This window comes from Duganella sp. Root198D2 (genome assembly GCF_001428585.1).
In the GTDB taxonomy this organism is placed as follows: domain Bacteria; phylum Pseudomonadota; class Gammaproteobacteria; order Burkholderiales; family Burkholderiaceae_D; genus Rugamonas.
The window spans coordinates 108,567-120,874 of record NZ_LMIC01000044.1; the positions used below are offsets into that span (position 1 = coordinate 108,567).

General features: G+C 60.8%; 12 protein-coding genes. 9 read left to right on the forward strand and 3 right to left on the reverse strand.

Going from position 1 to position 12,308, the window contains the following annotated elements; all coding sequences use genetic code 11:
- Positions 1–127: 127 nt before the first annotated feature.
- Genes ASE26_RS31720 through ASE26_RS22425 form a run of 6 tightly spaced genes read left to right on the forward strand, consistent with a single transcriptional unit; the run spans position 128 to position 6,512 of the window.
- Entirely contained in the window at positions 128–520 is a 393-nt protein-coding gene (locus ASE26_RS31720; protein ID WP_200953741.1) for a type IV pilin protein, read from the forward strand.
- 4 nt (positions 521–524) lie between these two features.
- On the forward strand, positions 525–974 hold the full coding sequence (locus tag ASE26_RS22405) for a GspH/FimT family pseudopilin (RefSeq protein ID WP_057246975.1): 450 nt from the start codon (positions 525–527) through the stop codon (positions 972–974).
- Positions 968–1,531 carry a prepilin-type N-terminal cleavage/methylation domain-containing protein gene (locus ASE26_RS22410; RefSeq protein ID WP_082507059.1) on the forward strand — a complete coding sequence of 188 codons (564 nt, stop codon included), beginning with the start codon at positions 968–970 and terminating at the stop codon, positions 1,529–1,531. Before ASE26_RS22405 ends, ASE26_RS22410 begins: the two co-directional genes overlap by 7 nt.
- Positions 1,532–1,542: 11 nt before the next feature.
- Positions 1,543–2,565 carry a PilW family protein gene (locus ASE26_RS22415; RefSeq protein ID WP_057246976.1) on the forward strand — a complete coding sequence of 341 codons (1,023 nt, stop codon included), beginning with the start codon at positions 1,543–1,545 and terminating at the stop codon, positions 2,563–2,565.
- Complete coding sequence (locus tag ASE26_RS22420; RefSeq protein ID WP_055924436.1) at positions 2,565–3,131, forward strand: hypothetical protein; 567 nt, start codon at positions 2,565–2,567, stop codon at positions 3,129–3,131. The genes ASE26_RS22415 and ASE26_RS22420 overlap by 1 nt, the downstream gene beginning before the upstream one ends.
- A gap of 27 nt (positions 3,132–3,158) precedes the next feature.
- Positions 3,159–6,512 (forward strand): pilus assembly protein, encoded by a 3,354-nt coding sequence (locus tag ASE26_RS22425; RefSeq protein WP_057246977.1) that lies wholly within the window; start codon positions 3,159–3,161, stop codon positions 6,510–6,512.
- 94 nt (positions 6,513–6,606) lie between these two features.
- Here ASE26_RS22425 and ASE26_RS22430 read toward each other — a convergent pair whose 3' ends face one another.
- Together ASE26_RS22430 and ASE26_RS22435 are read right to left on the reverse strand one after the other, a co-directional pair.
- Positions 6,607–7,251 (reverse strand): 3-oxoacid CoA-transferase subunit B, encoded by a 645-nt coding sequence (locus ASE26_RS22430; protein ID WP_082591453.1) that lies wholly within the window; start codon positions 7,249–7,251, stop codon positions 6,607–6,609.
- A gap of 12 nt (positions 7,252–7,263) precedes the next feature.
- On the reverse strand, positions 7,264–7,962 hold the full coding sequence (locus ASE26_RS22435; protein WP_055924447.1) for a CoA transferase subunit A: 699 nt from the start codon (positions 7,960–7,962) through the stop codon (positions 7,264–7,266).
- An 82-nt stretch (positions 7,963–8,044) separates the two neighbouring features.
- Between ASE26_RS22435 and ASE26_RS22440 the strand changes: the two genes are divergently transcribed.
- On the forward strand, positions 8,045–8,590 hold the full coding sequence (locus tag ASE26_RS22440; protein WP_055924450.1) for a PAS and helix-turn-helix domain-containing protein: 546 nt from the start codon (positions 8,045–8,047) through the stop codon (positions 8,588–8,590).
- Positions 8,591–8,597: 7 nt separating this feature from the next.
- Here the strand turns inward: ASE26_RS22440 and ASE26_RS22445 are convergent, their stop codons facing one another.
- Entirely contained in the window at positions 8,598–9,374 is a 777-nt protein-coding gene (locus tag ASE26_RS22445) for an SDR family oxidoreductase (RefSeq protein WP_055924453.1), read from the reverse strand.
- A 211-nt stretch (positions 9,375–9,585) separates the two neighbouring features.
- On the opposite strand from ASE26_RS22445, the gene ASE26_RS22450 reads away from it, so the two are divergent.
- Positions 9,586–11,202: an electron transfer flavoprotein-ubiquinone oxidoreductase gene (locus ASE26_RS22450; RefSeq protein ID WP_055925277.1), complete on the forward strand. Its 1,617-nt coding sequence runs from the start codon at positions 9,586–9,588 to the stop codon at positions 11,200–11,202.
- Between the two features lie 175 nt (positions 11,203–11,377).
- On the forward strand, positions 11,378–12,259 hold the full coding sequence (locus ASE26_RS22455) for a flagellin (RefSeq protein WP_055924457.1): 882 nt from the start codon (positions 11,378–11,380) through the stop codon (positions 12,257–12,259).
- Positions 12,260–12,308 lie beyond the last annotated feature (49 nt).

Below are 12,308 nucleotides of genomic sequence, written 5' to 3' on the forward strand. Positions count from 1 at the left end.
CAATACCGCATGGGGCCTGTCTTTCTTTGTGGCGAGAATGTAACGAATAGTCACGGCGTGAATGTTGACATACGGAAACACGAGCCCTAGAATAAACTCACTAATAATGCATATAACGGAAGCCAGGATGAGACTCCCCAGCCACCGTGGATTTACCTTGATTGAAGTGATGGTCACCGTTGTAATCGTCGGTATCCTCGCTGCAATCGCGATCCCCAACTACACCCGCTACGTCATTCGCGGCAATCGCGCCGCTGCGCAGCAGCACCTGATCGACCTGGCGCAGCGCGAACAGCAATTCCTGGCCGATGCGCGCGTCTACAAAGATTCGGTCGCCGGCCTGAACATGCAGACGCCGCCAGCCGTGTCCAAGTGGTACACCATCACCATCCAGACCGACAGTGGTCCGCCGCCAAAGTTCACCATCACCGCCACGCCTGTCGCCGGCAGCGGCCAGGCCAGCGACGGCAACCTGAGCATCGACCAGGCTGGCGCCAAGCTGCCAGCCGATAAGTGGTGATGCCATGAAGCGCCAATCCGGCTTCGGCCTGACAGAGATGATGCTGGTGGTCGTCATTGTCGGCATCCTGGCGTCCGTCGGCATGCCGGCGATGCAGGACTTTATCTCCAACCAGCGTTTAAAGAGTACCTCGAGCGACTTGTTCACCAGCATCCTGCGCGCGCGCAGCGAAGCCATCAAGCGCAACAAGGACGTGACGATCTCCCCTGCCGCCAACTGGAACACGGGCTGGACCATCCCAAGCCCGAATGCCGGCGAGCCGGTACTGGCCAGTTTTGCCACGCGCCAGGCGATCACCGTCACCGGTCCCGCAAGCGGCGTGACCTTCACCGCCGCCGGCCGCGTCAAGGGCACCAGCAGTCCGCAATTTTCGATTACTTCTTCCACGGGCAAGGCCAGCTGCATCAACATTGACCTCGGCGGCCGCCCGAACGTGAAACCCACATCATGCTAAGACCCCGCCAACACGGCATCTCATTGATTGAAGTGCTGGTCACGATCGTGATCCTGGCATTCGGCCTGCTGGGCATTGCCGTCTTCCAGGCCAAAGCCAGCGTCGGCTCGATCGAGTCTTACCAGCGGGCGCAGGCCGTCATCCTGCTGGACGACATGACCGCCCGCGTGCAAGGCAACCCGGTGAATGTCGCATCTTACGAATCCAGCAACATCGGCACCGGCGACACGCAGCCGGCCGACTGCAGCGCCCTTGGCGCCGGCGCACTGCGCGATGTTTGCGAGTGGAGCAATCTGCTGAAAGGTGCTGCGGAAATTGATAGCAGCACCAAGGTCGGCGCCATGATTGGCGCCCGCGGCTGCATCACCGTGCTGCAGGTCGCCGACCCCAGCGCCGGCGTTTGCCGGCCCGCCATTGTCCAGGTAGCCGTTACCTGGCAAGGCTTGCACGCCACCCAGGCTCCATCGCTGGGCTGCGGGCTCAATCAATTCGGCGACGAGAGCTATCGCCGCCTGATTGCCGCCCAGGTCCTGATTCCTCAACTGAACTGCAAATGAGGAGCCCATCCATGCAGAATTATCGCCGTCGCGAGCAAGGCTTTACCATAGTCGAGCTGATGGTGGCCGTCGCCGTCGGTCTCCTGCTGCTCGCCGGCTTGTCGACCCTGTTCACGAGCAACAGTGCCGCGCAAATGGAAATCGAACGCGCCAACCGCCAGGTGGAGAATGGCCGCTATGCCATGCAGCTGATGACTGGCGACTTGCGCAACGCCGGCTATTACTCTGAATACGACCCGATCGAACTGACGGCGCCGGCCGCCCTTCCCGACCCGTGCGATCTCGACCTGACCAGTATGCGCGGCGCGATCGCCTACGCGGTACAAGGCTATGACAACAGCAATTCACTCGGCTGCCTGTCTGACGTCAAGGCCAATACCGATGCAGTGGTGGTGCGCCACACCCACACCTGTGTGGTCGGCGCTGCCGATTGCGAAGACGACACTGCCGGCGGCCCCTTCTTCCAGGCCTCGCAATGCGCCAACGACTATGAACTTGGCTCCAACGACAAGACCAAGCACTACCAGATCTCGGCGGCAAACAGCGGCTTCAGCCTGCACAAGTTCAACTGCACCACAGCCTATAACAGCGGCAGCGTGGCCGAGGTACGCCGCCTGCTGACCCATATCTACTTTGTTGCCAACAATAGTGTCGCCGGCGATGGCATCCCGACCCTCAAGCGTGCCGAAGTGGTCAGCAAGAGCGGTGTCATGTCGGTCCAGATCGTGCCGCTGGCCGAAGGCATCGAAAATATGCAGCTGGAATACGGTCTTGACAGTAACGACGATGGCGTGGCCGACAGTTTCACCACCAAAGTCAACGATGCGCAGTGGGGCAACGTGGTGTCGGTCAAACTGCACCTGCTAGCACGCACCTTGAGCCCTTCCGTGGGACACACTGACAGCAAATCCTATGTACTCGGCTCGGACGAGAACGGCCAGCAGAATGTCGTCAGTGCCAGCAACGACAAATACAAGCGCCACGTCTTCACCTCACTGATCGGCCTGCCTAACGTGGCCGGAAGGAAATCCTGATGAAACACCCTGCAATCCGTCAGCAAAGCGGCATGACCATGGTCGTGGCATTGGTCATGCTCGTGCTGATCACCTTGCTGGCCATGACGACTTTCAACCTGAGCAAGTCCAGCATCCAGGTGGTCAACAATATGCAAAACCGCGATGAAGGCATTGCCGCCAGCCGCAGCGTGCTCGACGAGGCGATGTCCAGCACCCGCTTCTTTGACACGCCAAACGATGCATTGAACCAGCCTTGCCTGAACAGTAACCATCGCTGCTTCGACCTCAATGGCGACGGCGTGGTCGATATTGTCACTGCCTTGAGCGCAGCGAAATGCGTCAAGGTGCGCACCATCAAGACCAACGAACTCGATTTCGGCGTCGAAGAAGACCGCGGCTGCAGCGTCGGTTCCAGCGCCGACAGCGGAATCGTCGGAGCCAACAAAGGTGATTCGATGTGCGCCGACTCGACCTGGGAGATGACGGCCACCAGCCAGGACCAGCAGGTTCAATCGGAAGTGCAGATGGTGCAGGGCGTCGCCATGCGCGTCTCCACCGACAACGTCGAAACCTCCTGCAAATAGTAGCCCGCTTATTTTTGAGAGCCAGCCATGCCAAAAAAGCTTATGATCGCCGCGGCCGCCAGCCTCGGCGCATGCGCCACCCTCCTGTCGCTCCCAGCTGGCGCTGACGACATCGATATTTTCACCGGCGCCTCCGCCGGCACCTCGATCAATCCACGCATCCTGATCGTGCTGGACAATACGTCCAACTGGTCGCGCCAGGCGCAGAAATGGCCGGGCGGACTGACCCAGGGCCAGTCCGAGGTACGCGCCATCAAGAACGCGATCGCCACCCTGGACTCCAAAGTCAATGTCGGCCTGTTCGAGTTCGTCACCGACGGCAACGCCAACGACAATGGCGGCTTCGTGCGTTTCCAGGTGCAGCCGATGAGTCCTTCGGCCAAGAACGCTTTCAACAACCGGCTCGACGCCATCGACAACGGCATCACCAGCCCGATCGAGAAGCGCAACTCCGGCACGATGTACGGCAACCTGCTGTATGACGTCTACAATTACCTCGGCGGCCGCCCCGGCTATTCCGCCGCGCAAGGCGTCACGCCAGGCTCGATTGCCGACCCGGACGGCTATGTCAGCCGCTGGGTGCCGTTCAAGTCTCCCCTGAGTGACGACGCCAGCTGCGCCAAGACCATCGTCATCTTCGTCACCAATCCGGACCAGAGCGGTCCGACCAAGGACGATTCCGCCAACACCACCCAGCTGCAGAGCCTGGGCGGCAATACCAGGCAACTCGGCCTGCCGAACTTCTCGACCGAGACCGTCCAGAGCGTTACCAATATCGGCCAGACCTCGGTCTGCTATTCGAGCCAGAGCGCTGCCGGTAACGAACTGAACATGGCGCCTTGGCCAACCACCTGCGGCAACTACACCGACGGCTGCAAGATCGGCTCGCCCCTGAACGACGGCAGCAAGATCTGCCCGGTCGGCACCGCATCATATGCAATCAATGGCGTCAACAGCAGCGTGACCAACGTGCCAACCGGCGGCGAAACCACCGATGCCAATCCGTGGAATGCCGACGAATGGGCGCGCTTCATGCACGACAAGGGCGTGCCGATCCCGGCCAGCACCTTGAAGTCCAAAGTAACGTTCTACACCATCGACGTGTACAACGCGCAGCAGAACATCGAGCACACCAAGCTGATGCTGAGCATGGCCCGGGCCGGCGGCGGCAAGTATTTTGCCGCCAAGAGCCAACAGGCCATCCTTGACGCACTGAACCAGATTATTGGCGAGGTCCTGGCCGTGAACTCGACCTTTGCGTCGACTTCGCTGCCGGTGAACGCCACCAACCGTTCGCAGAACCAGAACCAGGTCTTCATCGGCATGTTCCGTCCCGACCCGGACGCCAAGCCGCGCTGGTTCGGCAACCTGAAGCGCTACCAGTTGGTGCTGGACGGTTCCGAGGTCAAGCTGGGCGACGTCAACGGCAACCTGGCAGTGAATGACAACACCGGCTTCATCACCGACTGCGCGCAAAGCTACTGGACGGTCGAAAAGGGTGCGTACTGGGAAAAGCTCGGGCTCAACCCTGACCCTTCCAGCGGCTGCAAGGCCTTGCCGAGCGGTGTTTCGCCCTACTCCGATGCGCCGGACGGACCATCGGTTGAGAAAGGCGCAATGGCGCAGATGCTGCGCAATGGTAATGACCCTGGCACCACCGGCACCCCGAGCTACGCGGTCAACCGCACCCTGTACACCCGCACAGCCGGCGGCACTTCGCTGGTAGCCTTCAACACCACCAATAGCGGCCTGTCGGCCGACTTGGTCAACTTCATCAAAGGCGCGGACGTCACGTTAGAGCGCGGCGCGGATATGCCGACCACCACCACCCGCCCTTCGATCCACGGCGACGTGATCCACTCGCGCCCGCTGCCGCTGGCCTATGACGATAACAATGTCTTCGTGTTCTACGGCTCCAACGACGGTTTCTTCCGCGCCGTGGACGCCAGCAATGGCAAGGAACGCTGGGCCTTCGTCGCCCCTGAATTCTTCAGCCGCCTGTCGCGCCTGAAGGACCAGACGCCGCTGGTGAACTACCCGAACGTGGCCGGCCCCGGCGACGTGGCTGCAGTCGGCACCCCGAAGGACTACTTCTTCGACGGTTCCACCGGCGTGTACCAGAACCAGCCGATCGATGCCAGCGAAGCCAAGAAGATCTGGATCTACCCAACCATGCGCCGGGGCGGCCGCATGGTATACGGCCTGGACGTCAGCAGCATCGACAGTCCACGCCTGATGTGGTCGGTTGGTTGCCCTAACCTGGCCAACGACAGCAACTGCACCCCTGGCTTCGACGGCATCGGCCAGACCTGGTCGATTCCATCGGTGGCCTTCGTCAAGGGCTATTCCGCGACCCGCCCGCTCATCGTGATGGGCGGCGGCTACGACAACTGCGAAGATGCCAACACCGGCGCGCCAACCTGTGTTTCCGGCAAAGGCGGCTTCGTCTACATCATGGACGCGGAAACCGGCTCGCTGCTGGCCAGCTTCAAGACCAAGCGCAGCATCGTCGGCGACGTTTCGATGATCGATATCGACAACGATGGAACGGTCGACTATGCCTATGCGGCCGACCTGGGCGGCAACGTCTACCGCATTGACTTCATCGATACGCCGACCAATAAGGCGGCCCTGAACGCCAGCAGCTGGCGCATGTACCGCGTGGCCTACACCAACCAGGCCACCAGCCCGCGCAAATTCATGTTCGGCCCGGCACTGCTGTACAACAAGGGATTCGTCTACGTGACGCTGGGCAGCGGCGACCGCGAACACCCATTGTCCTGGCAATACCCGTACGAGTCGACATCCAACCGCTTCTACGTGGCGCTGGACGACTTGAGCAGCCGTCCAACGACTGACGAGGCCGGCCTGAACATGGACGCCAGCCTGACCAACAGCACTTCGCCAACCGACTGTAATTCGCCGAACGTGCTGCCGAACGGCAGCAGCCGTGGCTGGTTCATGGAATTGCAAAAGGGCGAGCAGGTCGTGACCTCCTCCCTGATCGCCGGCGGCACCGTGATGTTCAGCACCAACCGCCCGATCGTCGGCAACGCTTCCAGCTGCTCCACCGCTTTAGGTGAAGCGCGCGGCTACGTGGTCAACCTGTTCAATGCTTCAGGCACCATCGGCGCCGACGGCCTCTGCGGCGGCAGCCGCTCCTCGGTGTTTGCCGGCGGCGGCCTGCCGCCTTCGCCGGTGCTGGCGCGCGGCGTGCTGGTGCGCCCACCATCTGACCCAAGGAACCCGAACGCCCCCGATCGCCGTGTATCGGTGGTGATCGGCTCCGGCGGCCCGCCATCGGCGATCCAGTCGAAACGGATCAACCCGAACATCAGCTCGATCCGCAAACGTAAATACACCTACGTCAAAGGCCAATAAGTAAATGAAAGTCGGGGTCAGCTCCGGCAATCGGACAAAATGTCCGATTGCCGGAGCTGACCCCGACTTTCTTATTGCGAGCTAGATGTGGGGATCAGGCGAATGACAGCTCGACGCCGGACGCTGCGGCGATTTCCTCGCGCGTTACGCCGGGCGCCAGTTCGGTCACCTTGACGCCGGTCGGGGTCACTTCCATCACGCCGAGGTCGGTGATGATCATGTCCACCACGCCGACGCCAGTCAGCGGCAGGTCGCATTTCTTCAGCAGCTTGTGCGAGGTCGAGCCATCCTTGGCGGTGGCGACGTGCTCCATCAGCACCACCACTTTCTTGACGCCGGCCACCAGGTCCATCGCGCCGCCCATGCCCTTCACCATTTTGCCCGGGATCATCCAGTTGGCCAGGTCGCCCTTCTCCGACACCTGCATCGCGCCCAGGATCGCCAGGTTGATCTTGCCGCCGCGGATCATGGCGAACGAATCGGCCGAGCTGAAGTAAGCTGCGCCTGGCAGTGCGGTCACAGTCTGCTTGCCGGCGTTGATCAGGTCGGCATCCACCTCCGCTTCGGTCGGGAACGGGCCGATGCCCAGCAGGCCGTTTTCCGACTGCAGGGATACTTCGACATCTTGCGGTACATAGTTGGCCACCAGGGTCGGCAGGCCGATGCCCAGGTTGACATAAAAGCCGTCCTGCAGCTCTTTCGCCGCACGCGCGGCCATTTCATCACGAGTCCATGCCATGTTGTCTTCTCCTTAGTTGGCACGCACGGTGCGCTGTTCGATGCGTTTTTCCGGTGAGGCGTTGAGCACGATGCGGTGCACGTAGATGCCCGGCAGGTGCACGGCGTCCGGATCGATGGCGCCGACTTCCACGATCTCTTCGACTTCCACCACGCAGACCTTGCCGGCGGCAGCCACGTTCGGGTTGAAGTTGCGCGAGGTTTTGCGGAATACCAGGTTGCCCGACTTGTCGGCCTTCCAGGCCTTGACCAGGGACACGTCGGCCACCAGCGAGCGCTCCATCACGTACTGTTCGCCGTCGAATTCGCGAATCTCCTTGCCATCGGCGACGATGGTGCCGACGCCGGTCTTGGTGAAGAAGGCTGGAATGCCGGCGCCGCCGGCGCGCAGCTTTTCAGCCAGGGTGCCTTGCGGGGTGAATTCCAGTTCCAGTTCGCCGGCCAGGAACTGGCGCGCGAATTCCTTGTTCTCGCCCACGTAGGAGGAGATCATCTTCTTGATCTGGCGGGTTTCCAGCAACTGGCCCAGGCCAAAGCCGTCCACGCCGGCGTTGTTGGAGATCGCGGTCAGGCCGGTGGCGCCGCTATCGCGCAGGGCGGCGATCAGCGCTTCCGGGATGCCGCACAGGCCGAAACCGCCGACCGCAATGGTTTGGCCGTCGGCCACGATGCCGGCCAGGGCGGCCTTGGCATCCGGGTAAATCTTGTTCATTATGTCTCCTTGTTCAAATGGCCAGAAGGCGATTGAGGATAGAATACGCGCGCCGAAACTTCAATACCGTAGAAATACCGCAATGCCGATCAATTACGAATCCATCTTCAAATTCGCCCCGGTAGGCATGTGCGTATCGGACAACCGCGTGATCAGAACCAGCAACGATGCGCTGGCCGCCATGTTCGGCTACGGCGCCGGCGCACTGGATGGGCAATCGTTCCAGGTCTTGTACCCCACCCAGGATGAATACCTGCGCACCGGCGACCGCATCATCCCTATCATGAATGCCAAGGGGCGTTATTCGGATGAGCGCATTATGCGCCGCGCCAATGGGGAATTGTTCTGGTGCCACGTGACCGGGCGCGCGCTGGATGCGGCCCAGCCGCTGGGCGCGGGCATTTGGACGTTTGAAGATGTGTCGGAACAAAGGCCGGTGTCGGCGGCACTCACGCCGCGCGAGCGGGAAATTGCGGCGCTGCTGGTGGAAGGCAAGACCAGCAAGATGATCGCGCGGGATACGGGATTGTCGCCGCGAACTGTAGAGATGCACAGGGCCAGTTTGATGCGGAAGTTTGGGGCTGCCACAGCGACCGAGCTGGTGCACAAGCTGGCTGGGGCGCGCTGAAAACCGCTTAACCAGCCATCATCCCGTCATCGGCGGAGATGATGGCGCCGTTGATGAAGTGCGCTTCATCCCCCGCCAGCAGCAGCAGCAAGCCATCCAGGTCTTCCGGCTTGCCGGCCCGCTTGCGCGGCAGCATATCGATCAGGCGCTTGCCCTGGTCGCTGGCAAAATAGTCCTCATTGATCTCGGTCTCGATATAACCCGGGCAAATGGCGTTAGTGTTGATGCCATATTTGCCCCACTCCACCGCCATGGCCTTGGTCATCTGCACCACGCCTGCCTTGCTCATGCAGTAGACGCCGATCTGCGGCAGCACCCGCAGGCCAGCCACTGAAGCGATATTGATAATGCGGTGCTGCTTGCGCGGATCGCCCTTGGCGCGCGCAATCATGCGTTTGGCGGTTTCCTGCGCCACGAAGAAGGCGCCGCGCAGGTTGCAGTCCATGACAAAGTCATAATCTTCCGGCGAGACGTCAAGCAGACGTTGCGTCATAGACACACCGGAATTATTGACCAGGATGTCGATCGGCCCGGCCTCGGTTTCGGCGTGGGCGATGGCCGATTTGATGCTCGCATAGTCGGTCACGTCGAGCGTGACCACATGGGCGGCGCCACCGTCGGCTTCGATTTCTGCACGCAGTTCTTTCAGCCGTTCGCTGCGGCGCGAGGCCAGCACCACCTGGCATCCGGCCTTGGCCAGCACCTTGGCGAACCGGGCGCCAAGCCCGCTGGAGGCACCCGTGATCAGGGCGATTTTGCCCTCAAAATTTACTTCGATCCCCACCGGCTACTCCTTTTGATTCCGTTCCGCCATGATGACACAAAAAACCTCCTTATTAGATTGCCACGTCTAATATTAGCCCTCACAATGGCGCCACCGTTGCAATACCCGGGAAAAAAGAGCACACTCGTTCTATTTCCAGCATCGAATTTCCCTTCATTCTTACAAAAACACTATGAGCAACCTTGTAGAACAGTACGGCCCGCGCGAGGCAATGGAGTACGACGTTGTGATCGTTGGCGGCGGCCCTGCTGGCCTGGCGGCAGCGATCAAGATCAAACAGATGAACGCGGATACCTCCGTGGTCGTGCTGGAAAAAGGCGGCGAGCTCGGCGCCCATATCCTGTCCGGCGCCGTGATGGACCCGAAAGCCCTGACCGAACTGATCCCTGACTGGAAAGAGCTGGGCGCTCCGCTGAACACCGAAGTCACCGAAGACCGCGTGCTGTTCCTGACTGAAAGCAAGGCGTTCAAGACCCCGAACTTCATGCTGCCGAAGTGTTTCGAGAACCACGGCAATTACGTCATTTCGCTGGGCAACGTGGTGCGCTGGCTGGGCCAGCAGGCCGAAGCCCTTGGCGTGGAAATCTTCCCTGGCTTCACCGGCGCCGAAGTACTGTATAACGACGATGGTTCGGTTAAAGGCGTGGCGACCGGCAATATGGGCGTGAAGCGCGATGGCGAACCAGGCCCTGACTTCCAGCTGGGCATGGAATTGCACGGCAAGTACACCCTGTTCGCGGAAGGCGCGCGCGGCCACCTGGGCAAGCAGCTGATGGCCAAGTTCGACCTGAACAAGGGCAAGGATCCCCAGTCCTACGGCATCGGCATCAAGGAGCTGTGGGAAATCGATCCGTCCAGGCACAAGCCTGGCCTGGTGATCCACACCACTGGCTGGCCGCTGGACAGCAAGACTTACGGTGGCTCCTTCCTGTACCACCTGGAAAACAACCAGGTGATGGTCGGCTATGTGGTCGGCCTTGATTACGAGAACCCGTACCTGTCGCCATACGAAGAATTCCAGCGCTACAAGACCCACCCGGAAATCCGTACCTTCTTCGAAGGCGCCAAGCGTATTTCCTACGGCGCACGTGCAATCACCGCCGGCGGCCTGCAATCGCTGCCGAAGCTGGTATTCCCGGGCGGCGCCCTGATCGGCTGCGACGCCGGCTTCCTCAACATGAGCCGCATCAAGGGTTCTCATGCTGCGATCAAGTCCGGCATGCTGGCCGCTGAAGCGGTAGTGGCCGCGCTGGGCGCCGGCCGCTCGGCCGACGAGCTGGCCGCTTACCCGACCGCTTTCGAGCAATCCTGGCTGCATGAGGAACTGCACGTGGCGCGCAACGTCAAGCCATGGCTGAAGAAGGGCCTGTACCTGGGCTCGCTGATGACCGGCATCGACCAGATCGTATTCCGCGGCAAAGCGCCTTGGACCCTGCACCACTCGACCCCGGACCACGCCTGCCTGCGCCCGGCTTCGGAATTCGCCCCGATCACCTATCCCAAGCCGGATGGCAAGCTGACTTTCGACCGCCTGTCGTCGGTATTCATCTCGAATACCAACCACGCGGAAGACCAGCCTGTCCACCTGACGCTGAAAGACGATTCGGTGCCGGTGAATGTCAACCTTGCTAAATTTGCAGGTCCGGAATCGCGCTACTGCCCAGCCGGCGTATATGAATTCATCAAAACCGATGAAGGCCAGGACCGCCTGCAGATCAACGCGCAGAATTGCGTGCATTGCAAGACTTGCGATATCAAGGACCCGACCCAGAACATCGTCTGGGTCACACCAGAGGGCGGCGGCGGCCCGAACTATCCAAATATGTAAGGCATGACCACGGGAGCTTCGGCTCCCTTTTTTATTGCTAGTCTCGCACGAGCAAAATAAATCAAAAGAATTTCCACTCGGCATTTAATGCTCCCGGTCCCACGGTCGTCTTGTACTTCTGAGAGCGCAGAAAAAGATCCGCTGCTCGATTTGAACCAACCACCCAGGAGTTATCATGCTGAGCCTTCACACCAACGCAGCGGCCCTGTCCGCCCAAAACTCGATCACCCGCACTCAGAACACCCTGTCGACCTCGATGACCCGCCTGAGCACCGGCTTCCGCATCAACTCGGCAATGGACGACGCTGCCGGCCTGCAGATTGCAACCCGCCTGAAAGTGCAAACCAGCGGCATGAACGTCGCAATGCGCAACACCCAGAACTCGATCTCCCTGCTGCAAACCGCTGAAGGCGCGCTGGACGAAGTGACCTCGATCCTGAGCCGCATGAAAGACCTGGCAACCCAGGCAGCTGACGGTTCCTCGACCGCCAACGACAAGACCGCAATGCAGAGCGAGTTCAACTCCCTGACCAGCGAACTGTCGAACATCATGACCAACACCAAGTTCGGCGGCACCTCCCTGCTGACCAAGACCACCGGTAAGCTGGCCGTGGCTGCAGGTGTTGACTTCCAGATCGGTGCTGACTCCGCTGAGAAGCTGAACGCCAAGTTCGACACCAGCCTGACCGCCATCGACACCGCCCTGGAAGCCGTATCGGCCGACTACGACGGCGCAACCGGTGCCGCAGCCGGCGGTGCTACCACCGAACTGACCGCAGCCGCCAACGCAACCATCAACATCGTTGCTACCGCGATCGACAAAGTGTCGGCCCTGCGTTCCGACCTGGGTGCCGTGTCGAACCGCCTGGACCACGTCTACAACAACTTGGCCAACATCTCGACCAACACCAAGAACGCAACCGGCCGCATCATGGACGTCGACTTCGCTTCCGAATCGGCGAAGATGACCTCCTCGCAGATGCTGCTGCAAGCTGGCACCGCAATGCTGAAACAGTCGAACAGCCAGTCCTCCCTGGTCCTGTCCCTGCTGCAGTAATTTCGCGGGTGGCCTGAGAAAGCCAACCGTGCGCGGTTGGCTTTTTTTA

Coding starts and splice junctions, on each gene's coding strand:
- ASE26_RS22425 (WP_057246977.1), top strand. CDS start 3,159: ATGCCAAAAAAGCTTATGATCGCCGCGGCCGCCAGCCTCGGCGCATGC.
- ASE26_RS22440 (WP_055924450.1), top strand. CDS start 8,045: ATGCCGATCAATTACGAATCCATCTTCAAATTCGCCCCGGTAGGCATG.
- ASE26_RS22450 (WP_055925277.1), top strand. CDS start 9,586: ATGGAGTACGACGTTGTGATCGTTGGCGGCGGCCCTGCTGGCCTGGCG.
- ASE26_RS22410 (WP_082507059.1), top strand. CDS start 968: ATGCTAAGACCCCGCCAACACGGCATCTCATTGATTGAAGTGCTGGTC.
- ASE26_RS22455 (WP_055924457.1), top strand. CDS start 11,378: ATGCTGAGCCTTCACACCAACGCAGCGGCCCTGTCCGCCCAAAACTCG.
- ASE26_RS22420 (WP_055924436.1), top strand. CDS start 2,565: ATGAAACACCCTGCAATCCGTCAGCAAAGCGGCATGACCATGGTCGTG.
- ASE26_RS31720 (WP_200953741.1), top strand. CDS start 128: ATGAGACTCCCCAGCCACCGTGGATTTACCTTGATTGAAGTGATGGTC.
- ASE26_RS22435 (WP_055924447.1), bottom strand. CDS start 7,962: ATGAACAAGATTTACCCGGATGCCAAGGCCGCCCTGGCCGGCATCGTG.
- ASE26_RS22415 (WP_057246976.1), top strand. CDS start 1,543: ATGCAGAATTATCGCCGTCGCGAGCAAGGCTTTACCATAGTCGAGCTG.
- ASE26_RS22405 (WP_057246975.1), top strand. CDS start 525: ATGAAGCGCCAATCCGGCTTCGGCCTGACAGAGATGATGCTGGTGGTC.
- ASE26_RS22430 (WP_082591453.1), bottom strand. CDS start 7,251: ATGGCATGGACTCGTGATGAAATGGCCGCGCGTGCGGCGAAAGAGCTG.